Source organism: Klebsiella michiganensis (assembly GCF_002925905.1).
Taxonomy (GTDB): domain Bacteria; phylum Pseudomonadota; class Gammaproteobacteria; order Enterobacterales; family Enterobacteriaceae; genus Klebsiella; species Klebsiella michiganensis.
The window spans coordinates 82,266-107,738 of sequence record NZ_PRDB01000032.1 but is presented as its reverse complement, the minus strand read 5'-3'; the positions used below and the strand labels follow the sequence as shown (position 1 = coordinate 107,738).

Genomic DNA, 25,473 nt, shown 5'->3' with positions numbered 1-25,473 from the left:
ATCCCAATCTCACCAACAATTATTTATTAAATTTTTCCGTTTGTTTTTCCGCTCTTTCTTTGAATTTCCTTGTTGTATTCCAGATCGGATTTTCCTTCTGATTGTCAATATCTTTATTATATTCACCCGTAAAATTATTTCCTTCTGTTTTGTGGTGGTTTTCCAGATCGGTCTGCTGTTTTCTCACATCACCACCCTGCTGGTCTATCTTCTGACTGGTTTCCTGATGAGTTTGTTTATTCTCAGCAATCATCCCTTCGACGCTCTGGGCCACGTTCTCTTTAATCCCTGCATCCCTTGTCATCTCATTAATATTACCACTATTACGCCCGTAATCCGCCATCACGGTACTGCTATCACTCCCACCGGACACCCCAGGCATATTCTGACCAATGCTTTCGCGACCCTGTTGATAAGCACCATCAATCTTTGGTTCAACCTGCGCTTTGACGAATTCACGCGCCAGAGCTTCACGTTGCGCGGCGATCTCCGGAGAGGTTGTGTTCGTCAGAATATTGCTGGCATTGTGTGGATCACGCTGCTGAACAAAACTCGCAAACTGCTGAGTCAGATTTTCGTTCATCTGGCCGCTCATACTCTCTGTGCGCGATGCCATCTCACTGTATTCATGACTACGTGTCCGGCTGTTTGTATACTGGTCATAGCTGTTTTTGGCACTGGAGAGTGACGCGGCAAACTGGTCAACACGCGAGCTGGCATTATTATCAGTAACATTTCCTGATGTAGTGGTTTTACGGCTATTAAAGTAATCGTAACTCTCTTTGAAATCTTTTGCTGCCTGAGCAGTGGCATCCTGACGACTGTCCTGAGAGCGACTTCCTGACTGCCCCACAGAATCAGTTGAACCGGTACTTCCGGAACCACTGGCCGAAAGTTTTAGCCCCCCCTGAGCACTGGCGCCGGTAAACAGTTTTCCCGCTTTTCCGAGCAGCTGATCACCCGTGTTCCACTGAATGCCGCCGTATGCCTCGCCCGTTATCGTTCCTCTTGATGACTCGTCCATCAGATGCTGGAACGACTGCTCATCTCTCATGCCGGTCGCTTTCGAGAATGCCTTTGAAGCATTCATCATCTGACTGGCCATTTTCGCATCCTGCGACGACTCAGTATTATCGGCCCCACTCGTCGTCGATGCACTGGTACCCATATTTGTGCCAAACTGCTTCAGGCTGTTCCAGGCGCTCGTCACGCTGCTGTTATAACCATGCAGGTGACTCTGTGCCTGCACATCTGTCTCGCGGGCCATCTGTTGATTGGCACTGGCCAGTTGCCGGCTGACGTTGATATCCACCGGAATCTTAGAGGAGCGCGCATCCCAGAGTGTCGTCCCGTCCCCGGTCTGTGTTTCCATGCCTCCGTTCCCAAGCTGCCGCGACATCTGCCCGAAGCTGGTTGAACTGTTGGTGCCCCAGTTGTAGCCGCTGACATTCTCCATCTGCATATTGGCGAAGGAATAGTTGCCATCGACGACACCGGATGCCGCCTGAGACGTCGAACTGAGTCCCGAGGAGGCAAAGTGGCTGTAAGCACTGGAGAAGCCGGCCCCGAGGTTCTTGACCATATACCAGGTGAGCGGCGGTATCATCATCGAGATATACCCGGCCGTGGTCGCAATATCTGAGTTCTTGAGCTGCACCTGAGAGAGCTCTGAGAGGACCACCGGGACACCGTTCTGTTTTGCGTAGTAGGCCATCGCGCTGTTCAGGATGGAGTAGACCAGCGGCCAGGACTGTAGCCATACCAGGGCAAACGCGTAGCCCTTTATCACCTGCAGCGTCATCATGTTGAACATCGCGCTCATAATCAGTATGGGGAACAACCCAATCATGATGCCCATGATCACCGTCTGCATCATCGGCAGAGAGCGCAGGGCCTGATGCCCCATCGTGGCCTGTGCCAGACGCTGCTTTTCCAGCGACGTGGTGTTGGCGATGTTCACGAGGCTTGCCGTGTCGCCGCTGCGGGACGCGTAGCTCTGGAGACCGTTACGCAGCGCATTCATGGTGACGTTCTGGCGGATAATCTGCCCGGCACTCTGGCTGGCGTTATAGAAGTATCCGTAGCTGTCGCCTATCATCTGGCTGAACAGCAGGTCCGGATTGGGTTTGCCACCGAACAGCTGGCGCGCATAGTAGCTCCAGGTCTTCCCGCCAGTCTGGGAGTCGAGCGCCAGCCGTTGTTTAAGCTGTGTCGCTGCCACCTGGCAACTGATAAAGGCCGAGCCCAGTTCCGGCTTTTCAAGAAACTTATAGTCGTGATTGGGTACCTGACGCAGCGGACTGGGCTTTGAAAATATCAGCGTGTACGGGTCAGAGGAGTTCATCAGCTCCTCAAGGGTGTATTTACCGTTGAGAAAGATATCGCCCATCACGCAGTTCTGGACATAGTCGGAGAACAGGGTGGTGATTTCGGGGTTCTGCGAAACAAAATCGGTGCTTTTCGCCACCAGGTTTCCGCCAAACAGCATCCCGGTCTTACTGTAGGTCACACTGTCAGGCAGGGAGAAAATCATCTCGTAGCTCTGTACCAGGGCATTACCCACACGCGTGGTCAGCGATGCCGGAATAGCCAGACCAACCGGGACGTTATCCACTTTGTAGACCTGCGCCACGTTGCTGTAGTCGATTATCTGTACAGGTGTACGGACGACAACCAGCATCGAGACCAGGGTCAGGGAAAACACCCAGCCGACAAGGTCCATGATGTTGTGTTTTTTCACCCAGCTGACGGCCACAATCAGCACCGAAAACGCGATGCACATTTTCTCAATGGACGACCAGGTGGCGGTCCCCATGAACGCCGCGATGGCATTGAGATTACCCCGCAGCCAGTCGCCCCCGGCGATGGTGTAGATTTCAAGTGGCGTCATCAGAGGCTCCCTCCGAAATGGTAGTTGTTCTGGTAGCGGGTCATCATGCGGGCGGACACCTGCTGACGCATGTAACTCATCTGCCGGTCAACAACCAGCATCGCATCCTGCTGGACCTGAACACGCGCCTGAAAGGCGGCAATCTGTACGCTTGCCTGATTCAGGTTTTCCAGAATTAAATCCATTGTCGACTGCGGATAGTTGCCTGTGGCAATCATGGCCCGGGCCTGCTGAATAAGCTCCTGGATGTACTGCAGGAGAATGTCGTAGCCGATATAGTCCGTCAGCTGATAAATCAGCGTGTTTGAAATACCCAGCATCTGCGGGTCGACAATGTATTTGAACACCGGGATGGTGGTGCTGGAGATAAAGCCCTTCTCCTGCTCCGTCAGGGTCTGGTCCATTACCGCCTTGCTCTGAATACTGCTCAGAAGTGTCGAAATCTGGCTCTTAAGCGCCTTGTCGGCGGCAATGGTGACCGTCGCATCTGCGACTACTTTCAGGCATTTTTCAGAATCGTTGCAGTGGTAGATTTTAGCCGTCCCCCCTTCCATCATGGCTTTAATCAGGTCCTGGTCGGTGGTACGCGCCGGCAGCGGCGTAATCTCACTGTTCTCACCAAAAATCAGCGTCCCGGTCAGCGTCATCACAAACTCTTTCAGCTCCTTATTGCCGTCAAAAAGCCGGTTTTTGGACAGGGCGTTCCACATGATGTTGATGTTCTTCATGACGCGCTCCTTGTCCTTATCGCTGGCTTTATCCTGCACCTTGCCCATCTGCCCGCCAACCGAACAGCCCTGACGCGATGCCGCCCAGTCGGCAAAGATATTGCTCTCACCGGCAATGTCCTGGCAGACCTTCTGCTGCGCCACCTGGGTGCGGGGGAACAGACCACCCACAATGCCCTGTGCGGCCTGACAGGAGCTGAGGTTCATACTGTTGATGTCGCTGGCCATCTTCTGGAGGAAGTCTTTGGCCGTTTTAATTTCGGGTACCGTAGTCTGCAGGGCAAGGTCAAAGAAGTAGCCCGCCGCATTGGACATGATTTGTTTGCCGAAGCGCTGCAGCTGCTCGCTGTTAATGAAGCTGAATGAGCCCAGGTACGCATCGATGCCGCCGCAGCCGGCGTTGATATCCGGCAGGGTCATGCTGACCAGCTGGATGGTTTTCACCTGCGTTCTGGCATACAGCGAACCGCCGGAGGCATAGCCCGCCGCCTGTCCCTGCCAGACCTGTGGCTGACTGGTATTGGACGCGAACCCCAGCTTGTTGAAGAAGTTATTCATATCGCCGTTCACATCGGCGGCTGCCGGGAGAGACAGCCCCAGCAAAAAACCGCCCGCCAGCGCGGCCCTCTTAATGTCGCCCATTCCCTGTCTCCCCCATCATCTGAAATACCGTATCGACTCGTGCCATAAAACCCTGCGCATCCGTGGCGCCCTGCAGAACCGGATATGCCGCCAGCGTATTCACGTTGACCAGAAACGTGGTCGGCGTGGCCACCGGGATATTGGGGAAAAAGGTCTGCATCACGTCAGGTGGTACCGGCAGCGCCTCCGGAAAGGCCTCATCGCCCTGTCCGTCAATGGTATAGGGGAAGACAGAGAAGCCGTACTGCGTGGCCAGCTGCTTCAGGACCGGGTCAAACTTATGGCAGTACGGGCACTTCCCCTGCATGAACAGCACGACTTTCCAGTCCCGAAGGTCCACCTGCCTGCCGTTGCTGAGCCGGAACCAGCGGGGCTGAGAAGCCGGCGTCACCGCGTGCGGAGCGCCATCCCGCCGGGAGGCAGATGAAGCACCGGAGATACCCTGCGGGTCCCAGAGCGACTTCACCTCATCAAGCGTCCCTCCGTGCCCCATGCCGGAAAGGGTCAGGAGTAAGGCCGCCGTTTTGATTGCTGTTTTAGTTGTGTTCTTCAGGTTGTTTTTCACGGTTTTTTTCCTCCTTTTCGGCTTCGGCAATGAGGGCATTGAGAATGCGGTACCCGCCGAAGATGACCATTCCTAAACCCAGAATTTCTGCGGCCTGCATGGCCATTTCAGGCTGTTTCCTGACAAGCCGGGCGATGAGGTGAAAAAACACTCCCACAGCCAGCACCCACATCCCGGTAATGTCTAAATCGGGAAAACGAATCTTTCGCATCACTCATTCCTTAAAAATTGGGTTTAAAGTCGCTGGAGACATAGAGGAACTGTTTCGCCAGGTCGTCCTGGCTGATGAAGCCGTAACTCAGCGGCTTCACCTGCCCGCTTTTCGGGTCGACCAGCATCATCGCGGGGAAGTACTTCACGCCGAGCTGTGCGGCCTGTCCCTGGTCCGTCCGGCTGTCGGGCAGCATGGGGTTAATGACACCGTCAACTGACACCGGTATCACGCTCAGGCCATAGGTTTCGCGGAAGTTCTGAATCACCTGGACCAGCTGGCCGTCGATGGCTTCGCGGCCCCGGTAAAAGAACATCACGCCAAAATGCTGCGCGAGGGTGGAGATGGCCCGGCGCTGTTCGGCATAATCAGCGGCCAGCTGGTTTTTTACGGTGCCGTTGTAGTGGCTGTACTGCAGGTTGTAATCGAGTTCCGGGTGCGCCAGCATGGCCTTCTTCGCGCTCATCGAGAACAGGCCTGCCTGTTGCGTCCAGTAGTTCTGCAGACGGAAGTACTTCACAAAGGCCGGTACCGAGGGGTACATAATGGCTTCCGCCAGGGCTTTCTTCGTCGCCTGCTGCAGGAGAGCCTGCTTCTGGAGAATATCCATCTGCGGTGGCGGGGCCGCCGGTACCGGCGGCTTTTCAGCTTCCCGGGACTTCAGCTTCTCGTTGTACCACTGCCAGCCTGCATCTTTGGCGAAAGCCGGCAACAGGGTGCAGCAAAGGCACCCCGCCAGAAGGGCGGTGTGTATTTTTCGCATGTTAAATACCTGTTTTAATCAGTGTGGCTGGTGTGAGATGTGCTGATAGACGATGAATTTATCGAGAGTGATGGAGCGTCTGCCGGCATCATCGCGCCCGACAAAATGGTCGCCCTCGCAATACAAAAAAAGATGGTCCATTTCTAAATCGACCCGCTCACCCGCTTTCACCACCCAGGCGGCCTGAGAAATCCGGTCACACTGGATACCCCAGGCACGATTGGTCGTCCTGAACGCACTAATCTGTTTGTCCCGCCACAGGCTGTAAGACATAATGCTCACCAGAAAAACAACAAACACGCTGACAAACAGCATCACCATTCCATACGATTTTCTCTCTTCCATCCCTGCTCCTTTATTTTCCCTTCTGTAAAAGCCTGGTCAGCGCCGAAAAAAACAGATAATTCATAAGCCCGACACCGCCCATGCAGAGAATAAAGATAACGCTCAGGATATAATCGCTGCCTGATGTTCCTTTGACGGCATCCCATGAAAAGTACAGCACCGGAGAAATGATAATTCCCGTCAGCGTCAGTCTCAGAGAAAAATCGACGGCAGGATGTTTGTGAAAATTAACTTTCATTCTTTTCTCTCCCGTTACGAGTATTCTGTTTTACACCGTCAGCCTTATGCAGCCCGATAACGTAGAAAATGAGTGATGCCGCCCCCATCCCCATCGACTCAGACCAGCCCCGTGCAGACAGTCCTGCAAACGCAACGGCAACAGCGGCCTGGCACGTCAGGGCACCCAGGAATATCAGGAGCAGACTGCGGCCTGACATGCATAAAGCAATACCAGTCGGAATAAAAAGAAAGACCACAAGCAGAACAACCACCATGAATGACGCGGCCATTTAATCACCTTTAGATATGTATGTTATTAAAGAGGGGTTACTTTGCAGAAGACTGTGTGAGAAGCTCTTTAATGCGTTCTTTCGTTTTTTCTGTCAGCGCTGAGTTCTCAGGAATAGACTGGTTCTTCATTAAATCCTCCATGAAGTTCGTGAAATCCAGCTGGTCAAAGTTAATACGCTGAAGCTCGTCCACGCTGATACCCCGACAGTCCGGGCTTTTCGCTCCACCAAATCCGATATGCAGCTGGCCGTTACGTCCCTGCTGCTGAACAATCTGCGCCAGTTTTGAATCAAACTGACAGTAGCTGCGCTTTTTCTCCAGACAGACACCCAGGACTTTTTTCGAACAAAACTCCCCGATGCTGATGGTCAGCTTGTTGGCTTTGGCTTTCGCGAGCGCCTTATCTTCGCCGCTGCAGCGCGCCAGCCCCACATCCTGGCCCCAGCCGCTGTCCTTGCAGCAGTTACTGAATCCGGCGGCGAACTTTTTGCAGTATTTCGCATTGCCGGTGAAGGCCCTGACATTCACGCCGTCCATCTCAGCCACGTCCTTACCGGCTGCGGCCAGGGCGGCCAGTTCGGAGACCGCCTGACCAAAATCATTGTTCTTCCCGGAGGCCGCCTTATCGCATTCGCCATCAAGGCAGAACAAGTCCCCGCCGCAAATCATCTGCTTCCCGCTGGTCCGCGTCTCACAGGAGAACGTGGCGTACTCATGAAGACAGGTCCCGCTTCCGTCCTCACTGTAAAAGGCGCACTGGCGGGATGACAGGGTGCAGGCTTTGTTATCCATCAGAGACTGACAGGCACCAAAATCTGCAGGCTGAGTAATGTACGTGTCCCTGTAAGCCCAGCAGGCCTGATAAACCGGGTACGCTTTCCCGTCCTGCCAGACCTCTTTCGTACCTCCCGGCTCAGTACATTCTGACGATGTTTTGTTTCCTTCATCTTTGTTAAAGGCGCAGTTCTCAACCCAGGTGACGTCAGGCGCCCACTCTTTTGAGGCGACCTGCATTGTGGCGCGGATGTTCAGCGTGATGTAACCGGAGCGGAGATTCCGGGCCAGTATGCCGGCGAAGTAGCTGACCGAATAGCTGTCATGCAGCTTAATGGTCATAATCTCATCCCGGCCCTCCACAACCTGATAACCGCCACCGGAAAGGGTTTTCCACTCCTGCCCCCCTTCCACACGAACCGAACCGCCAAGGGCATAGAGCGTCCTTGCCTGCCCCGGAGGCGCATAATTCGGCAGGCTGGTAATGAAATACTGCGCCTCTGCATGAATAAGCGTCCCTGTCACACCGAAGGTGAAGCGGACTTTCACCTGGTCGCCCTCCTGCCAGGCATCCTTCAGCGCCACACTGTACACCTCTGTCGTCGTCGTATCGTTATAGTGACCGGTAATGGTCGCCGTCCGCGTGCAGTACTGCTCAACCTGAAGGTCGCGCTCACAGGTGTGGTTCGTGAATTCACTGCGGTTCACGACCTGTGCCGTACAGGCCTGTCCGGTATCCCCGACAATCGTATCTGCCCGGGATTCGATGTCTTTTGCCGACTGAATAAACGGTGCATCCGGTGAAATCAGGTCCGGCGGCCGGTTTGTGAACGATTCCGTAATGGTTTTACCGGTCTCGCCCTGGCTGAACTCAGAGGCCGAGTCACCTTTCAGGGCGCTGTCTCCGCCGGCGGTGACGCCACCGTAGTATTTTGTCTGGTCCGGGCTGTCGGTATACCCCGGCAGGTTTTGCTCGCCACTGAAGTTTTTCAGCGAGTCAATCCCGCTGCCCTGCACCTGCTTCGCAAAATCCGACCCGGCTTTATAATCGGTACCGCTGTCAGCACAGGCCGGTGATGCAAGCCAGATGAAAGCACTGAGGACAGAGGCGTGTAGTGTCAGAATGAGCGGGAGTTCTTTCACCGGATACCTCCCAGCATTGTTCTGGCCGTCTGTGCGCAGTCACCTGTTTCCGCCACTTTCTCCAGCGCCTGTTTCAGGCGAATATTGCCGCGCACCACGTCATACCCTGTCTGACACCGCACCACCAGGGCCGGGACACTCCGGATGTTGTATTGTGAGTACAGCGTCGGATCGATCTGGACGCCATCGGTGACACCGTCCTTTACCAGCTGCAGCACCGCGTCAGTAGTGGTCTTCATGTCGTTGTTGATTAATCCCCGCAGTGTCGCCGGAATACCGTACTGGCGGGTTTCATGCAGCATGCGCTTCAGTCCCTCTTCAGGTATCGAGAAGGAGACAAAATACAGTGCTCCTTCTGTCGGCTTTTCCTGATTCACTGCTTTCTGCTGGCTCAGAAGATTATCGATAAACTGGCTGTCTGAGCGGTTAAGAGGGTTGCGCTTAATCTGCGCTTCCAGCTCCTGCTGCAGCTGTCTGTCCGGATGCTGGCGCAGCTGCTCGCTTAAATTCTCCTGTTGTTTCAGCCAGGCTCTGTCTTCAGTTGTCGGACCAATGGCCCCACACACCTTCATGGTCAGTAAGGCCATCACTATCATCGCTTTGATAAATTTCATCGGAGACTCCTGTCAGAGGAAGACGCAGTTACGTTTACGCCACATCAGATAGCCGTAGTTCTTTCGTGAGTTGGGGGGATTTCGTCCTGCTTCCCAGCGCATCACGCTGCGCCCCACAGGATGGCACTGACCGCTGTCGGGGTACATGTTCACCATCTGATAGCGCCAGCGCTCTTTAGGAATGATCGGGGACGGGTACTCATAACAGACCGCCTTGTCCTTGCCGATGCTCTCCATTATCTGGCCCTGCCGGTGAAGCTTGTAGGCCATGCGCTCGCTGACCAGTAACGAGGACTGCAGCGGACTGGACTCGTTGCTGACCCAGCCGCTGAAGGGATACATCGAACCCTGAGAGCCGGCGCACCAGAACAGAACATCCAGCGGCATATGAAACGCGCTGGCCATCGCATCAGCAGCACAGGCGCCCTGCGCAATCGGGTTGGCAAACAGAATGGCTTCCGGATTCAGGATGGTGGTCAGGCTGCTGTCCACCCAGGTCGGGTCAATTTCGGAGAGATACGCGATATCCATATCGCCCCCTTCCAGGCAGCCTGCTGACGTGATGATGTTCAGCCAGTAGGTCAGCGGGTATTTGTACCAGTGAACGTGATAGAAAGCCCCGTTCACCTGCTTGTCGTCTTTTTTCGCGGTACCCATACCGGTCTTGCCGAGGTTGATGCTGAATCCACCGAGATTGACCATGCAGCCCGGGGAACGGCTGACGTCCGTCATCGCCATGGGCTCCCAGTACCCGATGGCCAGACCGGGGCGAACAAACAGCGGCGGCGGGGCCGGGCAGAGCTGCAGGGGACTGCCGGGATTGCTGGTATCCGGCAGGTCACCTTTGCCGACCTGCACGCTGCCGAGCGACAGGGGGAAGATACAGCGCCAGCACACATCGGTGATCGGGTTGACGAATCGCCCCTCACAGGAAGGGTCAGCGGCCGCACTGAGGCTGTACCCCCACAATGTCAGGGCACACAGGAACAGAGTCAGGGTTCTCACAGAAACATCCTTATTTAACAGGGAAGGTCTCAATATTCAGCCGTTCACCGGAAGGCGCCGGGGTGATACGCGCCGGGACCGTGGTCAGGCCAAAGCGCTGGCTCAACACGCCGTTCTGGTCGAAATAAATCCGGCTGTCCAGTGCGGCGGACGTGTCCGGCACGCTGCCGCGCACCAGGATAATCTTGCTCATCAGGGTTTCCGGGACCTGGCGCTTCATCCACGCTATCTGGTCGGCATCATCCCCGTTGATAAAGTACAGGGTCTGCACAAACGGCACGGTTTTCAGGGGATTCACCACATCTCCCTTTCGGGCAAACACCCGGCCCTTATTGTCCTTCAGGTCTTCGGTCAGGCGGATGCTGGGGTCAAACCAGCGCTGCCCGTACTTCTCTGCCCGTTTAATCCCTTCCACCGGGGCCGGGCGCTGGCTGTTTTCAATGACGCGCTGTTTAAATTCATCCATCGTCTGCTCCCACTTTCCTGTGGTCTGTAGCGTCTGCAGGCGCTGCGTGATGAGCTGCAGCATGTCCTGCTCGCGCACGGGCCATAAATCCCCCCAGGTCCCGAGGTCGGCCGCCTGCGTCAGCGGTGACAGCAGACAGCCGGCGAGCAGAAAAGCGCGAAGTGTTGTCATTCACGAACCCCCTTCATCCGGCGGGCAATGTCGTGCTGAATGGTGCGGGTCACATCGGATGCGCCCTGGACCACCGCGGGTGAGACCAGAATGAGCACATGATGTTGCTGCTGATAATCCGCCAGGCTCTTCTCCAGCGCGTCGTTAAACCGGTCCGAGAGCGCTTTTGACTGCGCCTCAGTCAGTGGCTTCTGGCTGACGCTGTCCATAAAGCTGTCGAGCGTCTTTTTCATATCGAAGGCCACCACCCGTGGCGTGGTGTACGCCAGCATCACCCGCGTGAGCATGACGTTGCAGGCCAGGGTAAAAACGACGAGGGCGGTGATGACCAGCACCCGCCGGAAAGTGCGCGATGTCGCTTTGTTTTGCTGCTGTTCCGGCCTCTGCTGCTGTTGCATCTGCTCCGTTTGTTGCTCTGCATTCTCTTCCATCAGCGGTTTTCCTCTGTGTCGTTTTCAGATATCCGGGATTCAAGCTCAGCCATCTCCCTGTCAAAGTTCCGGCAGGCCAGTCCGTACACCGCATCGTGAATATCGACACCTTCTGCCCGGCGCGCTTTCATGTACTCAAAATCCGGGCCTTTGGAGGAGTACATCGCCCTGCTGAGCGGGTCGACAAACAAGCGGTGCCAGGAGCAGTTCGCCTCCACCTGCAGCATAAAAGAGGAGAACCACTGCTCTTTGGCCGAGCCGAAACCGTTAATCATGTCTTTCTCAAGCTTGCTGAACTGGTCGGGGTACAGCTGGTTGTATTTGGCAAATTCCTTGGCCGACTGTTTCAGAATGGCCTTGTACGACGAGTTACCCCAGGCGGCCCGTGCAGCGCTCGATGCGGTCGGGGAGTCGAAGTCGACGATGTTCTGGGTGATGGTGATATAGGCCCCGGTGTGCCGGCGCGCCGTCCGGTAGCCCTTCTCGATAAAGGTCCCGACCTTCTCGTTTTTGAAGTCCAGCAGTCGCCAGCCTTCATCAATCACGTTAAGTTTTTTCAGGCTGCGCGGGGACTGGTACATCCGGTTCTCGATATAGATAATGAGCGAGAACATCACCGCGACCAGCAGGGACTGCCGGGACTCCAGCCCGCCCAGTTCAAGAACCACCATCCGGGCATCGTCGTGCAGGGACGGCTCATCGGAGTTGAAGTACTCCCCGTACAGCCCGTTCACCGTGTACTGGTCGAGCAGGATAATCATGTCATCAAGTCGGCTGCGCACCCCCGGTGAGTCGGCGTATTCGTCACTGTCCTTCTCGCTCTGGAGAAAGGCCACCACATCATCGATACGCGCCTTGTTGCGCTTACTCAGCCAGGCCGCCCGGACCGCCTGCAGGAGCAGACCTTCGTGCACTTCATCCAGGTTGCCGTTGGGGCTGGCCATCACCGACATCTGGTCGCGGATACGCTCGGCGGACAGGTCAAAGTTCGCGTCATCGAGAATATTGGCGAACGGATTAAACTTCAGCGAGTCGCCGTCGAGATACACGCCCCCCATGTTTTCGCACAGGGACTTGTAGCCGTCGCCCATGTCGAACACCCAGGCAAAACCGCCGGAGTCGAGCACGCTGCGAATGAGGGGCTGAATCAGACCGGTCTTCCCCGCCCCGGAGGTGCCGCAGACCGCCATGTTGAAGTTGGTGTTGTTCATTCCCTCGTAGAACAGATCGATGAACGCCAGCTGGTTACGGTAGGTGGGGGCCAGGAGTCCTGCCGGCGCCAGCGGACTGTCAGCGACAACCGGCAGAAGGTTGGCCACCTGGAACGTCTCAGCCCGCTTCACCACACCTGCCGCCTGCAGCTCTTTAAACAGGCCTTCGCCGCACTTGAACGGCATCATGGCCAGAAAATTACGCAGGTGATGGTAGCGGGCCGGGATAAGCTGGAAACCGCCCTTACGGTAGCTGTTGAGCACCTGCTGTTCGGTAGCGAGAGAGGCCTCTGCGTTGTCGGCGGTATACGTGGTGATGTTAAAGAAGTAGGACACCAGAGAGGTCTGGTTGGTCGCCAGACGCTGGCGGATATCGCCCCACTCCTGCACCTCCTTTATCACGTTCGGAAAATACTTCGCGTAGGAGGTTTTGCTTTTCTTCTCCACGTCCATGAATTTCAGGTTGGCTTCGTTCTGGGTCTTCACCTGGTCCTCGACCATCAGCGTCAGCGTGATGACAAAGGGGCAGGAGATGGAGAGCTCCGGGTTCAGCAGGTTGGCGTAGTTGTCAGCAGCGGTCCAGAGAAAGGCGATTTCCGGGTCACACTCCAGGTGGTAGTTCGTCACCCGGGTCACGCACTCTTTCCCGTCGCGCCCCAGGCGGCCGATTTTCAGGTGACCGGCCGTGACCTGCATGTCAAAGCTGTCATCCACGCACTGGTAGTTCAGGTCCTGATACGGGTCCAGCTTGTACGGCACCCGGTACATCTCATGCGGGTCCGGATTAATCAGCTCCCGCATCAGTTCGACCAGCCCGGCTGCATCGAGGATACGCGTCGGGATGTAAGCCCCACCGAGCGATGCCCGCAACACTTTAATCTGATTCTCCAGCTCCACAATTTGCGTGGTGGAGTTCTTCTTGCGGGGCACGCAGCAGGAGATGTAGACGCGGTAGTTACGCAGCGTCAGGGGCAAATCCAGATTGTCCGGCAGAGGAAACTGTGTTTCAGCTGCCCGGAGGTAGTAGGCGCGGGTGATGGCATTGAACTTTTTAGCCTGTGTACCGCTCCAGCGGAATTCACGCAGGCCGTAGTCGATATCATTCCCGACCAGCTTACTGGATACCAGATGAAAACTGACCGGCACCCCCCGGGGAAGTTTACTGCGCAGTAAATGCTCCAGCGTGGAGACGATATCTTTATCCGCACCGGGAAGCGGGCGCGCTTCAAACATATAGCCGACGGTTTTGTTATTAATAAACAGCCCGGTGGCAGAGTCATAATCCTTATAAGGCAGGATACGGCTGAACTGCGGAAAGTTCATGCTGCCCAGCGTGTCATTGGCTTTGGCAGATTCGTCGGGCAGCTTCAGCGCAGAGACCAGCGAGTTCACGGCCTGCGCGACGGTATCCATGATGTTATTACTCATGCGAGCATTCCTTAATACATTTTAGAAATTCAGAGAAATATCAGGCTGTAGTTCGCGGATATATCACGCAAAGCCATTTTTAAAATCGCAGACACAAATAAACACCGAAAGTCGCTCAGGCGAATTTAAAAACTATTTACCTGCACGCTTATATAACTCCCACTGGCGGATATACTCATCATACTGAACCGTCGGTATATTAATGATGACACCGGCACAATCCAGTTTATTAACAGGTTCGGTAAATGCGCCCGTCGGAATGTTTGCCTCAAGGAGTTTACAGTCATTTTTCCAGTGTCTCCCGGCTTCCAGCTCATCCATCGTGAATGACCGACTGGTAAAGACGATAAGTGTGACAAACGCAACCACTGCCATAAGTGCACTAAAGAAAAATACATTAGCCCTGCAGACTCGCAGATTAATCTTTTCAGGGATAACAAACATGGCCAGCGCACCGACAACACCGATAACGAAAAGGATCAGGCACACACCAATAAGCCACTCAATATTATCTCCTTCAAGGTAGTAGGCTCTCATTGACTGCCTCCGTTCAGCGTTTCCATCGTACTGTTCAGGGGTTCTCGCGTTTTAACTTCAATGCACTCACCCGTATTACTTCCGAACCTTCTGTTGCCTCCACGCGCTTCGACTGCACGCAGCATTTTGAGGCACACATCCGTATTGGGCATAGGTGTGATACTCCAGATACCACCGGCACTAGCCGGTGTCATCAGCACCAGAAAAATGAAGGTATGCATACCTTATTGTCTCCGTTTATAAATTAACGCCGAACAGTTCTTCAATTAATTCTGCGATGGTTTTTATTTGCTTATCGCCATTTATCGCCCTGTCATAATCAGCCTTGCTGACATTTTCAATAACGTCACCACACTGAAGCCGGTTTTGCGCGGAAGAGAGAAACCCCCTGTCAATATTCGACTCCAGTAACCGGCAGTCATTAATCCAGTGATGAGCCTGCGCCTCGGGTACAGCGTGGCTGTCAGAAGATAACAACAGAGCATACCCGACCACAGTAATGACCAGCGCGAGACCCCATTTGAATAATTCACTCATAATCAGCACGACCTTTCAGTAAATAAATTCAATGCAATTCACTCTGCATTTTTTCAGACGAACCAGCCTCTGGTCTGTACTTAACAGGAAGGTAGCGGGTTATCCCATCAGGGCAGGACCAGGCATCTTTTGTTGTCCCGAATAATCCTGCCTGTTGTGCTTCAAATGCGGAGATCTTGCAGTTTTTAAGCGTAAAGGAAATATTTTCTTTTCTTTGTTGAATATTTTTATAAGTAGACTCAGGTTCAAGTGCAGCAATAAATATAAACAAACAAAATAAGACATCAATTACCAGGAGGATTAGTTTACTCCACCATGACCTGAAATCCTTCAGAACAAAAAAAAACAGAAATAACTCCAGTACCCGTAATCATGAAAATCAGTGGTATGTATACCGGCTCTTCTTTCAGAAGCAGCCAGGTATATTTAAAAGCCTCAGTCATTATCCCATCCTCTGAACACGCTACCGCCCTCCCCTTTCAAAGCGCAGGGTACTCGTTATAAAGCCAGTAATAAGAAAGCGCGCCCCCGCCGGAAATGGCGCAGGCGTGTGGGATATCAGTTAATCCGGGGCTGGCCCCATGCCGATGGCATCACCACAAATAACACCGTGGTGACGCTCTGGATAAAACACCGGGGTATCATCAATCCTTGCCCGAAATTGATACTTGACTCCTTTGGACTTAACAGACTTCCTTATACCAGAGCCTGAGCATTATAAAACAGGTGTCGGTAGAGAAACCGTCGCCAGTAACTTCGGTCAGGGTTTCAACTGAAATTACCTGAATATTCTTGTTTTCAATCCATTCATTCATTTTACGGACGCAGTCAAACTCCCCATCGCCAGATGTTTTTTTATCTTTTTTAAAATCCTGAAACTTAATCATAAAAAACGACTCCATTCTTCATAAATTTTCAGACCACAAGCGCGAGGTGTAAAGCACGCTACCGCCCATCCCTTTCAACGCAGAGGGCACTCGTTTTAAATCCGGTGTACATTCAGTATTCACAGCGCCATTAACGCCGCTGTTGATTAGTTAATTCGGGGCTGGCCCCATGCCGATGGCGTCACCACAAATAACACCGTGGTGGGCTGGTGATAGACGTCTTCAGCATCGATATACGGCGCTATCCAGAGGGAGGCCGTCTGTTCTCCCTTCCTGAGTGGGCGGGGATAATTGCCCGGCAGCGTTACAGGTGAACGAAATGTCTGACTGACCGGCGTGGCAGTGAGCGGCGCGGTCCGATTGCTGGCGTTTTGCACCGGGTGTACTGGCGGCGCGCTCAGCATGCCTGCCGGTTTCACTGCCGCCGTTGACACTGGAGTTGTGCCGGTTGCAGAGAGGGTCGGTTGCGGCGGCAGCGGGTACGATACCTGCGACAGCGTGCGGAAGTTGCCGTCAGCCAGTCGAGGCAACCCGGCCGCAGCCGGCTTTGCGGCGCTTTCCTCCCGGGCCTTCGCTTTCTCATTCGCCTGCTCCATCGTCATACAGGTATCCGATGTCGTGGCATTACATTCGAATTCCGTCTCTGTGCCCGCGCACCCGGTTAAGAGCAAAGCGCTGCTCAGAGGAATTAACAGCATTAATTCCTTCATGATATTTCTCGCTATTTATCAGTTATTTTTTCAGGTTCATCCTGAACAGAGTGTTTGCCTTAATCGTCCGGACAAATTTATCCCGCTCTCCCGGACTCATCGCTTCGTCAACACGCTTAAGCTGAGTGACATCCGATCGGGCGAAAATCAGTTCTGATGAAAACGCTGTTTTTCCTGCACCAGGCTCCCCGACCGGAACCGCATTACCGGTTTCATCGGGGTATGGATTATTTCTCTTTGTTTTCATTTTTATCTTCCTCGCTAAATCTGGCGGAAGGGTCATAAATCACGATGGTCTCACCGCGTTTCTGATATCCGGCCAGTAACGGTGATATCGCGCCTTTGCCGGGTCTGCATCCGGGAAAAACATTCCCCCGCGCATCCCTCACCCACGTGATACCTGTTCTGCTGGCAGGGGTACGGCCGAAAACCACCGCGACACCCGTAAACACCACCGCCATCAGAAACCAGAGCCAGAGGATATTTTTCGTGTAGCCCTGGTCGATATGTGCTGCATACCCTGCCGCATCCGTACTGAAAGAAGAGCAATCCTCCTGTAAAACAGGAGGCAGTAATGGCTTCACCGCATCACCATTGAGTGCTTCGCGCGAAGCGGGTCCCGTGCAGTCGTGAATGACATATCCTTCCCGCTGCACCGATTCGATGGTATTCACCAGCATCTGACCGGGCGTGATATGACCACGCCACAGCACTGTTACAATCAGCAGCATCATGGTGGCCATCGGATACACCACCGCATGCTGAATCAGCCAGCGGAACCAGCGCAGCGAGGACATGGACAGAGCGAGAGCAGTGCGGGACTTAACCATGATTTTCTCCCTGCGCTTCTCCGCCTGGTGAGAACTGGCGAGGGTCAAGTTTGCCCAGCTTCTTCAGCATCTCGTCAGTGTTAAACCCGTTCAGGTTGCTGCCTGACTGTTGCGCTTCAGGCTGCGAGACCGGCTCCTGATTCTGCGCCTGTTGTTGTCCGTTCTTTTCCGCCTCCAGCTCCTCAATGGTTTTCAGCTGGAACCCATCCTGAAAGACCACCGTCACCTCATTGCCGGCCCCAATCGGAATGACGGGGTGGTACTGCTCGGCACGTTTGATGTAGTACTCGCTCAGCGTCTGCGCCGCTTTCGACGCACCGCCGCCAATCCCCATTTTCAGAACGTCGCCGGCACCGACCGTCGCCGTAGCCCCGAGACCCACGGACGGCTGTGACGCCCGCTCCATCCCCTGACCAATTCCGTCAACAAAGCCAGCACCCCAGGCCCAGCCGAGGATTTTGCCGTTACGCATCACGACTTCCCCTTTCACCCCGTTCTTGCCCATGAAAGAGACGTGCCCGGCGATCGGCTGGTCGATGGTTTTATCGCCTTTGATACAGCTGATGTTCCGGGTACGAACGATGGCGCGCTCACTGGAAACATCCCCCCAGGCTTCGAGACCGACAAAGCAGCCGGTCAGGTCATACGTTTTGCTGTTCGGCATCTCGACACGACCCACCACACGCAGCTGCATCGGCACCGTGGACTCGTTACCCGTGACAGAAGCATTCGCATCGGCCCCTTCAATCAGGATGCTCTTCGCAAAGCTGCCGGAAGGGATATAGGGCAGCTCCCGCCCTTTTTTGCCCCTGTTGTAGTTGAACGTTTTACGCTGTATCTGGTTCGGAACCGGCACAGACTGGTAGCTGACCTGTGGCGGTAGTGTCACACCATTGCCCGGATAAAATGCCGTCGGAGGCGGTACCGCTGCGCCGGACTGCGGCGGATAACTGGCAGGCTGCGGCTCGCCTTCCGGGCCAGGAGGCGGAGACGGCGGTGTTGGCGCAGGTTCGCCGCCAGAGACAGCCGGCTTAACGCCCAGCGCCTTCAGCTGTTCCTGCATGGCCGCATTCTCATTGCTGAGTTTGTCGATACGTATCTGGTCAGCCGAGCGCGCCTTACTGAGCAGGTCCACTTCCCCCTGTAGGGAGGCAAATCGCTTGTTCAGGTCTGCCGCCGTGGCCTGCATCTCGGTGGTGGCATGCTGCTCCACTTTGCTGTTGAAGCTGCTGTCGACCACCCCGGTCATGTCAGGTGCGGGTTCGCCCTGAGCAGGAGCCTCTTCATCAGAGCTCAGATTCAGCTCTGACAGATAAAGACCGCCACCAACGGCAGCTGCACCGCCGACAAGAATGAGACCCAGCCAGACGTACTGTTTACGCTTAATCAGCGTGTTGAAGTTCGCCATCAGCGGTTCCCTCCAGCATCAGAGGTGGTCACCCAGACCTGCATCCGGCCACCGGCGGTCAGCGGTCCTGCAGGCGTACTGAGCATGACGGCGCGCGTGCCGGGCTGCCAGAAATCGCTCTCACGCACCATACGAGGCGACAGCGAGACATTATCCAGACTGTAACGGACGACCTTCAGGTGATGCCCTGTCCAGACTTTCTCTGCCGTGGCACGCAGACCGGCTGGCACCGCCAGCGTTTCTGACGTGACCGGGACAGCCTGATAGTCATCAGGGACGCTTCCCTGACGCACAGCACGGTTCAGGGTAACCAGCACCGACTCATACGGATTCGACTCTTCCCAGGCTTTTGCCGGGCCCGGCGTGCCCGACAGTTCACTGACCAGCTGAATGGTTCTCCCGACGCCTGCGCGCGGCACGGCACGGATGGAGAAGTTCAGGCCGCGCTCAGTTTCCACGATAAAGGTGAACGGCTTTTTACTGACGGTGGCCAGAATGGCGCCACCGCTGTCGGTCTGCTCCTGGTTGGTCAGGCCGCCGTCGAGACTGTTAATCGCGGTGATACGGTCCCCGGGTACAGTAAAAAGGTTCGGGTCAGTGTTGCTCACCGCGATATTAGCCTGCCCGCCGTTCGTCAGAGGCACTACGGTCGGGGCCAGCGTTCCGCTGAGGGTGACGGACATAGCTGGCGCCATAAATAACAGGTAGCCTGAAATAAATAACGGGTTAATTTTTTTCATTATTTACTTCTCCAAACCGAGCCAGCCAGCTGACACCATCAACACGGTAAAACTGCAGGACATAAGTTTTTATTTCGCTGTAGGGCTTGGAGTCGCCAATCCACGTTTTCAGCTCTCCACGGAAATCAACGCGGTTCTCAGCCGGATACGCACGGGCAGAGGTCATATAAAAAGTGGAGTTCACATTATTGTCTTTTATCCGCTTTGCATCTTCAGCCAGCTGGACCTTAAGACTGTTCTGCGAGGCGGGTAATACATACCGGAGTAACTGCTGATGCTGGGCATCAACCGTTTCCGGTGTGACGTTAAGGCGAAGCGCAATAAAACTCAGCCCCAGTTGTTCAATATAAGAGGCGTCGGCCTGATTCTGTGAAACCGCAAACGGGGCACTGAATAACATCGGTGTCACCGCCACTTTCTGTTCTGTCTGAAGGCGGTAGTTATTAATGCCCTGAATGATATTTGTCGCAAGACTGAGGGTAAAAAGCGTCCCCAGACAGATAAATCCCACGGCGATAACACGCGTGGTATCTTGCCTGGCACCATGTTCCATATGTTATTTCCCCGTTGATTTATTTAATCCACTGCCGGAAACAGGAGTCCGGAACATCATGAAAGAAACCTTTAAGAAGAGACGTTGGCAGATACCAGTAAATCAGGTCGCGTAGCCAGGAGCTGCCCCGCCCTTTTTTCAGTTTCTTGATACCCCAGAAAACCAGTGCCGCTGCAGCCATACCAAATATGAACTTGCTGGTCCAGAAACCCCAGCCGAGACAAATCACGGCCGGGATAAGTTCATCGAGATATAAACCAAACCAGCGGGACTGGTTAGTCAGTGTTTCCGGGAAACGGTATTTCTTTAATTCGTCTCCCGTCATCACTTATTCCCTGTCAGTAACCGGCGACCGACATACCGATGGTGATAAAGGTGGAAATAATGGCGAAGCCGAACAGGAATTTCACGTTCTTGGTCATCATGTACATGATGCCACCTGCGATAACTTCTGCCAGTACCACCCACTTGACCACGCTGGAAGACTTACCGAAGGTACCCTTGACCGTGGTATCACCGGACTTCATCAGGTCAGTCGTGGTGGTGGCCATCGCAACTTCCGGGAAGAACGCCGCCACAGCTGCAACCGGCAGCGCAACTTTAGCGACTTTCAGAGCTTTCTTTTTATTGAAAACGCGGGACAGAAAAGACGGCTTAGTTTCTTCAGAGACAGCAGTGTCCTGAACACTTAATACAGCATTCATATTTATTTCCTTTTAAATAGATAACTTTAAATAAAAACACTCTTGGTACTACTTACGTTTAAGTTTCCGACCTCCTTATCACCTCTACCTCAGAACTATAAAAATCAGGAAACTTTAAAAGATGAGCCTTAAGACGAAGATAAACCTCAAGCGTTTTGGAACGTCCACTTTTGTTTTTCGCCTTAATTAACATCTTATTAGTTTTTTCATCAAAACGAAGAAATAAACGTTTATCTCTTTTTTCATCAGCACTATAAATCTCCTGAACATCGTAAAAGTCAGGAAATTTCCTGAGATGATCATCAACTCGCAGTTGAACTTCAGTACCTTTAACTCTACCACTTCTGAGAGTCGCCAATACCAGCTTCTGATAAGTTTCATCGTCACAGGTAAAAACAACTGCACTACCTGTAGCAGGACGATTAACAAGTCGTTTCACCTTAAGCCCTCATAGAAAAAGCTAAAAGAATTCTTCCCCATTTCTGAATAAAAGGCAATGTAGAAAATGTCATCGATTTTATAACAATTTATTTACATTTCTAGCTATTATATCTCTGACATTCTTCATTATAGGTTCCATCAAATCACTAAGATGAATAACAATGAAGGCGTCATCCCGATTACCGATGTTGAGTTTTTTTAGTATCTGACTACTTTTATTTCTGGACGAACCATTCTCACGGCCAAGAAATTGGCCTATTATCTTATGACTGGCACCGCCCGCATAAAACCCCAAAAAGTCGTATTCATGTTTATCCAAAGATCTTACAGCTCTCATGAAGCTAATGATATCCGCGTGAAGAGGGAGTGAGCGCCTGATTTTTTTATTGGAGCTTGTTGCCTGTCCAAACTTCCACAGAAAACACACACATCCATTAATGATGAATTCTTCAATCATGAAATCAAATTGTTTCCCATTGATATAAATACATCGTTCAATATGGAAGTTGGATTGTTGAATTTGCGTCATTAACTCTAACTCACGCATATCAAGAAAGGTTTCTGTACCTATGAACTCTTCCCATTTCCTTTCAGACTTAAGCCCACCCCCAAACTCGTGTAGAAATGCTGCGTTGAATGCCGGGAAATCTCCTGACTGATCATGAATGCAAACGGGAAAAGAATAGTTCATTATGAGCACTTCAAGAGAAGATGCGAGGGATTGACGGCAGGTGTCTTTTTCTTTACGATCCATCGGATACATAGAGGCCTCCTTTTTAGGTCTACTATGGGCAGTAGGTATGAGAAGGTGAAGTCTTCTCATACCTGCGAAACACAAATTTTAATTACTAATTAAAAAAATCATAAAACATTTGTGATTTAATGTCATCAAAAAAAGATAGATCATTATTCTTTTTATTAGCAAAAAACAGAACTAATCATTAGAACTATCCTCAGCCTCCTCAGGAAAATAAGCACGCATAACTTCCCGCACATCTTCCTGGATATTATGAACCATGCTTTTCCATTGCCACTTCGGGTCCTCTTTGACATGAGGACTGAGACACTCCATTCCCATAACTTTATTCATGGTGAACTGAGTTTTTACAACATATTCAAACAGAGCCTTATTGAATGCCATCTGATTAAAACCCGACTCTTTCCGTTCCATTTGTGCCTCATACACCCTAAGCCCTAACTCTATCAACATTGAACTTATACTTGAAAAATTAACATCCTTATCCTTAGCCCCACCAGAACGTCGATTCTCGATTATCGAGTTTATTTTCTCAACAGCCTGATCGCTTATATACACTTGAACCCTTGGCATAAAGTCTCCTTGTAATTCTTACTAAAAACAACACTCAAATAATGAAATTTCATCATCAATGAATCAACCAGTAGAGTCCCGACTACACTCTAGAGTCCCCTGTAAAAAGTATCCCACGAAAAGGGACTACACTCTAGAGTGTAGTCCCTTTTATTTATATGTTTCGACTGAATATAGTTGATAAAGACTCTATACACACTCTAGTAGGACTCTACATAGAGTCTCTTTAGAGTCTGATAATACTTTCTAATTGAAAGAAACAGAAAGTTAAAACGTCTAACCTCCTCACTTAAAAGAATTATCTGCAAAATTTTAATTTTGCGTGGGGTGTGGTGATTTTGTGGTGAGGAGTGCATATATGTTGAGTCTCGGTCTTGGATGGGTTAAGGTTATTCCGGGATTTGGCACGGAGGGGAATTCATGAAGGGAGTAGCGTTTGGTATCATCCTGTCTTTAATACCATTGTCATCAATGGCAGCAGACTGCTTTGATATGGCTGGCAGGGATTACAAAATTGATCCGGATCTCCTGCGTGCTATATCATGGCAAGAATCACGATTTAAAATTGATGCGATTGGGCGTAATCCTGTTACGGGTTATGGATCAGGCTTGATGCAAATTGACTCGCAGCATTTCAACGAACTGTCGCGATATGGAATAAAACCGGATCATCTTCTTAGCGATGCTTGTCTTAACATCTACACCGGAGCCTATTATCTGGCTCAGGCGTTTAAAAAGTGGGGCGTTTCGTGGGATGCAGTCGGGGCATACAATGCAGGCTTCAAAAAGACCCCGCGCCAGGCAGCAAGACGTTACGAGTATGCGAAGAAGATCCATTACTACTACACGGCTATCAAAGCAAGCAAACGAACTTCTTCTAAAGATCAGAAAATCGCCATGAACTAAAAAACCTTCTGATATAAGAAGGCTTGAATTTCTTAAAAATCTACGGCATCTATACCTGGATAATAATCGGCATCACTTTCAAAATTAAAAAGCAGATACCCGCCCTCCCGGTGCATTAGTATGAGATTTTTGCGTAAAAATTTTGACACCCCACTTCTTTTTAGCGCCAGAAGATGGCGTTTGAAATCATACATCCTTATAACACAACCATAAGGTGTATCATGTATCCACTCTAAGTAACTATCGCAAGTTAGATAATTGGTTGTTGATGAAAGCACCTGAAGAACTCTGATATCACCTTCTTCCATATGTGAAATACTGATACAGACAGCTTTAAATTCAAACATAAGTATTTCCACCATCAAAACGCCGGACAGCTGCCCGGCGCTTATAATTAGCCTTTAAGAGTGCGGAATTTCTCCGCAATTAACCACAATGCCTTATTGAGTTTAACATCACCATCGATTGCTTTTACTGGCCGGGTTGTTGTTCTTTTCCCTTTTTCAGTTCGGCCAGGCAAACCGCCTTTAATCAGATTTTCCTGGACCCTTTGATATGTAGTCCAGATGTCATCTTTTTTATCTTCATAACGGCGCGGATGAATTATCTGTTCAATACTGACCGGAGATTTATTTTCATCTTCATATCGGTAGGTTAATGCAGCTTGTCCAAACAGACGCTGTTCTTCCTTGGTTAATGTAATAGACTTCATGACATCAACGCCTTCAGTTATTTTATCGAAAATTCCCAGAACTTCGTAAGCACCTTCGATAACCCTTCCCACAATATCACCTTTATGAGGTACACGAATCTCACCAAACGACGTACCGCACACAAGGCCATTTGTGCATACAAAACGGAACATACCCGGGATCATTTGATAACTGGACGATCCATCATGCGAGTTAAGAAGAATGATTTCGGGTACTTCTGTTCCTTTATTGGCCCCTTCACGGCGAAGTCTTACCATATGCTTAGTATGCCCCCGTTTATCCTCATCCCTTACTCGTGACTGACAGGCAAAAAATGGCTGGAAACCTTCTTCACGTAATTTATCCAGCAGTGTAATGGTTGGAATATAGGTATAGCGATCACTACGTGAATTATGCTTTTCTTCTGAAAACACAGAAGGTACAACCTTGACCAATTCATCGTTAGTCAGTGGGCGTTCCTGACGAATGGAATGAGTAAGTCCAAATCGGGATGCTAAACGCATATTATTCTCCTTCACCTGTTTAATTTTTTAACCATCACCCGTTGAGTTGCCGGGGCCGCGGTTTTGACTTTGTGCGGGGACCTGCTGAACCTGCCCCCTGGATATAACCTTCACCCGTTTGAGAGCCGTTCGCCGCAAGGGCGTAAACGAGCACGGCCCGGTGCAGATGTCCGGGGGTGAGCGGGAAATTTTTTTCGGCCTAATGAAGCGGCAGCGGAATGGCCGGGAAAAATTTATTGCGAAAGGCCCTGCCGTCCCCTGGACAGCAAGACGGGTTGTGCTTGTCTCAGCCCCGGCGAATGGACTCAAACGGGTGATACGGGTACCAGGGGAAAGGAGCAGGCACCCGCCGCAACGACGAAGAGCGCGGGCGCGAAACGGCGTTGCCCCGCAGAGTGCCGGCAGTCCTTCGCCGGCACGGTGAAAGCGGCGCGACCGGGACGGTCGCAGCAAGCGCTGCCGTTGACCTTGACTTCAGACATCAGACACTAGCCGTCAGGCCCGAAACCGCTTGCGGGTTCGGCGGAGCTTACCGCGTCTTTTCGCGGTTAGCGGAGTGTGGCTCGACGACCGGACAGCGCAGCTGGCCGGGAGCCGAAGGTGTCCAGTATGGGTGTGCTTTTAAAGCCTTTAAGGGTTAAAAAGAGACATCACAGCAGAAAGAAGAAGAGAAAGCAGGCAGACAGCAGGCAGCAAACAGGGAAGACGCGGAAAGGAAATGCGGGCGGCGCGTCAGCGCGGCCCGGTCTTCCCGGCGCCGCAGGCGCGCGGTCTTTC

The 25,473-nt window shown here is 52.3% G+C and carries 34 protein-coding genes; 1 reads left to right on the top strand and 33 read right to left on the bottom strand.

Annotation, left to right across the window (positions count from 1 at the left end):
- Positions 1 to 19: 19 nt before the first annotated feature.
- The 31 genes from traG to traM all read right to left on the bottom strand — a co-directional run bounded on the left by traG (position 20) and on the right by traM (position 22,574).
- The gene (gene traG / locus CDA56_RS30470; protein ID WP_064362893.1) at positions 20 to 2,890 is read right to left on the bottom strand and encodes a conjugal transfer mating-pair stabilization protein TraG; all 2,871 of its coding nucleotides are present in this window, start codon (positions 2,888 to 2,890) and stop codon (positions 20 to 22) included.
- Complete coding sequence (traH, locus tag CDA56_RS30465) at positions 2,890 to 4,260, bottom strand: conjugal transfer pilus assembly protein TraH (protein WP_064362895.1); 1,371 nt, start codon at positions 4,258 to 4,260, stop codon at positions 2,890 to 2,892. The genes traG and traH overlap by 1 nt, the downstream gene beginning before the upstream one ends.
- Positions 4,247 to 4,825 carry a type-F conjugative transfer system pilin assembly thiol-disulfide isomerase TrbB gene (trbB, locus tag CDA56_RS30460; RefSeq protein WP_064362897.1) on the bottom strand — a complete coding sequence of 193 codons (579 nt, stop codon included), beginning with the start codon at positions 4,823 to 4,825 and terminating at the stop codon, positions 4,247 to 4,249. The genes traH and trbB overlap by 14 nt, the downstream gene beginning before the upstream one ends.
- Positions 4,797 to 5,036, bottom strand: a complete 240-nt coding sequence (traQ, locus tag CDA56_RS30455; protein WP_047722563.1) for a type-F conjugative transfer system pilin chaperone TraQ — start codon at positions 5,034 to 5,036, stop codon at positions 4,797 to 4,799. The genes trbB and traQ overlap by 29 nt, the downstream gene beginning before the upstream one ends.
- Before the next feature lie 10 nt (positions 5,037 to 5,046).
- Positions 5,047 to 5,799 (bottom strand): type-F conjugative transfer system pilin assembly protein TraF, encoded by a 753-nt coding sequence (gene traF, locus CDA56_RS30450; RefSeq protein WP_040118488.1) that lies wholly within the window; start codon positions 5,797 to 5,799, stop codon positions 5,047 to 5,049.
- An 18-nt stretch (positions 5,800 to 5,817) separates the two neighbouring features.
- Positions 5,818 to 6,144: a hypothetical protein gene (locus CDA56_RS30445; RefSeq protein WP_064362899.1), complete on the bottom strand. Its 327-nt coding sequence runs from the start codon at positions 6,142 to 6,144 to the stop codon at positions 5,818 to 5,820.
- A gap of 10 nt (positions 6,145 to 6,154) precedes the next feature.
- Complete coding sequence (locus CDA56_RS30440; protein ID WP_064174417.1) at positions 6,155 to 6,382, bottom strand: conjugal transfer protein TrbE; 228 nt, start codon at positions 6,380 to 6,382, stop codon at positions 6,155 to 6,157.
- Positions 6,372 to 6,653, bottom strand: a complete 282-nt coding sequence (locus CDA56_RS30435) for a hypothetical protein (RefSeq protein WP_064174416.1) — start codon at positions 6,651 to 6,653, stop codon at positions 6,372 to 6,374. Before CDA56_RS30435 ends, CDA56_RS30440 begins: the two co-directional genes overlap by 11 nt.
- Positions 6,654 to 6,690: 37 nt before the next feature.
- Positions 6,691 to 8,571 carry a type-F conjugative transfer system mating-pair stabilization protein TraN gene (traN, locus tag CDA56_RS30430; protein WP_064362901.1) on the bottom strand — a complete coding sequence of 627 codons (1,881 nt, stop codon included), beginning with the start codon at positions 8,569 to 8,571 and terminating at the stop codon, positions 6,691 to 6,693.
- Entirely contained in the window at positions 8,568 to 9,185 is a 618-nt protein-coding gene (trbC, locus tag CDA56_RS30425) for a type-F conjugative transfer system pilin assembly protein TrbC (protein WP_064362903.1), read from the bottom strand. Before trbC ends, traN begins: the two co-directional genes overlap by 4 nt.
- Before the next feature lie 12 nt (positions 9,186 to 9,197).
- On the bottom strand, positions 9,198 to 10,181 hold the full coding sequence (gene traU / locus CDA56_RS30420) for a conjugal transfer pilus assembly protein TraU (protein WP_155553410.1): 984 nt from the start codon (positions 10,179 to 10,181) through the stop codon (positions 9,198 to 9,200).
- A gap of 19 nt (positions 10,182 to 10,200) precedes the next feature.
- On the bottom strand, positions 10,201 to 10,827 hold the full coding sequence (traW, locus tag CDA56_RS30415; protein WP_064362905.1) for a type-F conjugative transfer system protein TraW: 627 nt from the start codon (positions 10,825 to 10,827) through the stop codon (positions 10,201 to 10,203).
- Positions 10,824 to 11,225 (bottom strand): type-F conjugative transfer system protein TrbI, encoded by a 402-nt coding sequence (gene trbI / locus CDA56_RS30410; RefSeq protein WP_064362936.1) that lies wholly within the window; start codon positions 11,223 to 11,225, stop codon positions 10,824 to 10,826. Before trbI ends, traW begins: the two co-directional genes overlap by 4 nt.
- 32 nt (positions 11,226 to 11,257) lie before the next feature.
- Complete coding sequence (traC, locus tag CDA56_RS30405; protein ID WP_064362907.1) at positions 11,258 to 13,897, bottom strand: type IV secretion system protein TraC; 2,640 nt, start codon at positions 13,895 to 13,897, stop codon at positions 11,258 to 11,260.
- 132 nt (positions 13,898 to 14,029) lie between these two features.
- Positions 14,030 to 14,434 carry a hypothetical protein gene (locus tag CDA56_RS30400; protein ID WP_064362909.1) on the bottom strand — a complete coding sequence of 135 codons (405 nt, stop codon included), beginning with the start codon at positions 14,432 to 14,434 and terminating at the stop codon, positions 14,030 to 14,032.
- Entirely contained in the window at positions 14,431 to 14,655 is a 225-nt protein-coding gene (locus tag CDA56_RS30395) for a hypothetical protein (RefSeq protein WP_022644711.1), read from the bottom strand. Before CDA56_RS30395 ends, CDA56_RS30400 begins: the two co-directional genes overlap by 4 nt.
- Before the next feature lie 16 nt (positions 14,656 to 14,671).
- Positions 14,672 to 14,971 (bottom strand): hypothetical protein, encoded by a 300-nt coding sequence (locus CDA56_RS30390; protein ID WP_020315144.1) that lies wholly within the window; start codon positions 14,969 to 14,971, stop codon positions 14,672 to 14,674.
- 28 nt (positions 14,972 to 14,999) lie between these two features.
- On the bottom strand, positions 15,000 to 15,242 hold the full coding sequence (locus CDA56_RS31120) for a hypothetical protein (protein WP_074181267.1): 243 nt from the start codon (positions 15,240 to 15,242) through the stop codon (positions 15,000 to 15,002).
- A 34-nt stretch (positions 15,243 to 15,276) separates the two neighbouring features.
- Positions 15,277 to 15,414, bottom strand: a complete 138-nt coding sequence (locus CDA56_RS31115) for a hypothetical protein (RefSeq protein WP_164879260.1) — start codon at positions 15,412 to 15,414, stop codon at positions 15,277 to 15,279.
- 240 nt (positions 15,415 to 15,654) lie between these two features.
- On the bottom strand, positions 15,655 to 15,858 hold the full coding sequence (locus CDA56_RS30380; protein ID WP_064362911.1) for a hypothetical protein: 204 nt from the start codon (positions 15,856 to 15,858) through the stop codon (positions 15,655 to 15,657).
- A 146-nt stretch (positions 15,859 to 16,004) separates the two neighbouring features.
- A complete protein-coding gene (gene traV, locus CDA56_RS30375) occupies positions 16,005 to 16,568 on the bottom strand; it encodes a type IV conjugative transfer system lipoprotein TraV (RefSeq protein ID WP_064362913.1) in 564 nt (187 codons plus the stop codon).
- Between the two features lie 22 nt (positions 16,569 to 16,590).
- Positions 16,591 to 16,815, bottom strand: a complete 225-nt coding sequence (locus CDA56_RS31745) for a hypothetical protein (RefSeq protein WP_064362914.1) — start codon at positions 16,813 to 16,815, stop codon at positions 16,591 to 16,593.
- A complete protein-coding gene (locus CDA56_RS30815; RefSeq protein WP_370512462.1) occupies positions 16,796 to 17,365 on the bottom strand; it encodes a conjugal transfer protein TraP in 570 nt (189 codons plus the stop codon). The genes CDA56_RS31745 and CDA56_RS30815 overlap by 20 nt, the downstream gene beginning before the upstream one ends.
- A gap of 25 nt (positions 17,366 to 17,390) precedes the next feature.
- Positions 17,391 to 18,806 carry an F-type conjugal transfer pilus assembly protein TraB gene (traB, locus tag CDA56_RS30360; protein WP_064362917.1) on the bottom strand — a complete coding sequence of 472 codons (1,416 nt, stop codon included), beginning with the start codon at positions 18,804 to 18,806 and terminating at the stop codon, positions 17,391 to 17,393.
- Positions 18,806 to 19,546 (bottom strand): type-F conjugative transfer system secretin TraK, encoded by a 741-nt coding sequence (gene traK, locus CDA56_RS30355; protein WP_064362918.1) that lies wholly within the window; start codon positions 19,544 to 19,546, stop codon positions 18,806 to 18,808. Before traK ends, traB begins: the two co-directional genes overlap by 1 nt.
- Complete coding sequence (gene traE / locus CDA56_RS30350) at positions 19,533 to 20,099, bottom strand: type IV conjugative transfer system protein TraE (protein WP_064373744.1); 567 nt, start codon at positions 20,097 to 20,099, stop codon at positions 19,533 to 19,535. Before traE ends, traK begins: the two co-directional genes overlap by 14 nt.
- A gap of 19 nt (positions 20,100 to 20,118) precedes the next feature.
- The gene (gene traL, locus CDA56_RS30345; protein WP_020323523.1) at positions 20,119 to 20,424 is read right to left on the bottom strand and encodes a type IV conjugative transfer system protein TraL; all 306 of its coding nucleotides are present in this window, start codon (positions 20,422 to 20,424) and stop codon (positions 20,119 to 20,121) included.
- Between the two features lie 13 nt (positions 20,425 to 20,437).
- A complete protein-coding gene (gene traA, locus CDA56_RS30340; protein ID WP_020314752.1) occupies positions 20,438 to 20,803 on the bottom strand; it encodes a type IV conjugative transfer system pilin TraA in 366 nt (121 codons plus the stop codon).
- Positions 20,804 to 20,861: 58 nt separating this feature from the next.
- Positions 20,862 to 21,242, bottom strand: a complete 381-nt coding sequence (locus tag CDA56_RS30335) for a TraY domain-containing protein (RefSeq protein WP_032409797.1) — start codon at positions 21,240 to 21,242, stop codon at positions 20,862 to 20,864.
- 78 nt (positions 21,243 to 21,320) lie between these two features.
- The gene (locus tag CDA56_RS30330; RefSeq protein ID WP_022644713.1) at positions 21,321 to 22,007 is read right to left on the bottom strand and encodes a transcriptional regulator TraJ family protein; all 687 of its coding nucleotides are present in this window, start codon (positions 22,005 to 22,007) and stop codon (positions 21,321 to 21,323) included.
- A 171-nt stretch (positions 22,008 to 22,178) separates the two neighbouring features.
- On the bottom strand, positions 22,179 to 22,574 hold the full coding sequence (gene traM / locus CDA56_RS30325; protein WP_022644714.1) for a conjugal transfer relaxosome DNA-binding protein TraM: 396 nt from the start codon (positions 22,572 to 22,574) through the stop codon (positions 22,179 to 22,181).
- A 420-nt stretch (positions 22,575 to 22,994) separates the two neighbouring features.
- Between traM and CDA56_RS30320 the strand changes: the two genes are divergently transcribed.
- The gene (locus CDA56_RS30320; protein WP_001568108.1) at positions 22,995 to 23,480 is read left to right on the top strand and encodes a transglycosylase SLT domain-containing protein; all 486 of its coding nucleotides are present in this window, start codon (positions 22,995 to 22,997) and stop codon (positions 23,478 to 23,480) included.
- Between the two features lie 32 nt (positions 23,481 to 23,512).
- On the opposite strand, the gene CDA56_RS30315 is transcribed toward CDA56_RS30320, so the two are convergent.
- Both CDA56_RS30315 and CDA56_RS30310 read right to left on the bottom strand, forming a co-directional pair.
- Complete coding sequence (locus tag CDA56_RS30315) at positions 23,513 to 23,842, bottom strand: DUF5983 family protein (RefSeq protein ID WP_032420969.1); 330 nt, start codon at positions 23,840 to 23,842, stop codon at positions 23,513 to 23,515.
- A 32-nt stretch (positions 23,843 to 23,874) separates the two neighbouring features.
- On the bottom strand, positions 23,875 to 24,696 hold the full coding sequence (locus CDA56_RS30310; protein WP_004182076.1) for a DUF932 domain-containing protein: 822 nt from the start codon (positions 24,694 to 24,696) through the stop codon (positions 23,875 to 23,877).
- Positions 24,697 to 25,473: the final 777 nt, after the last annotated feature.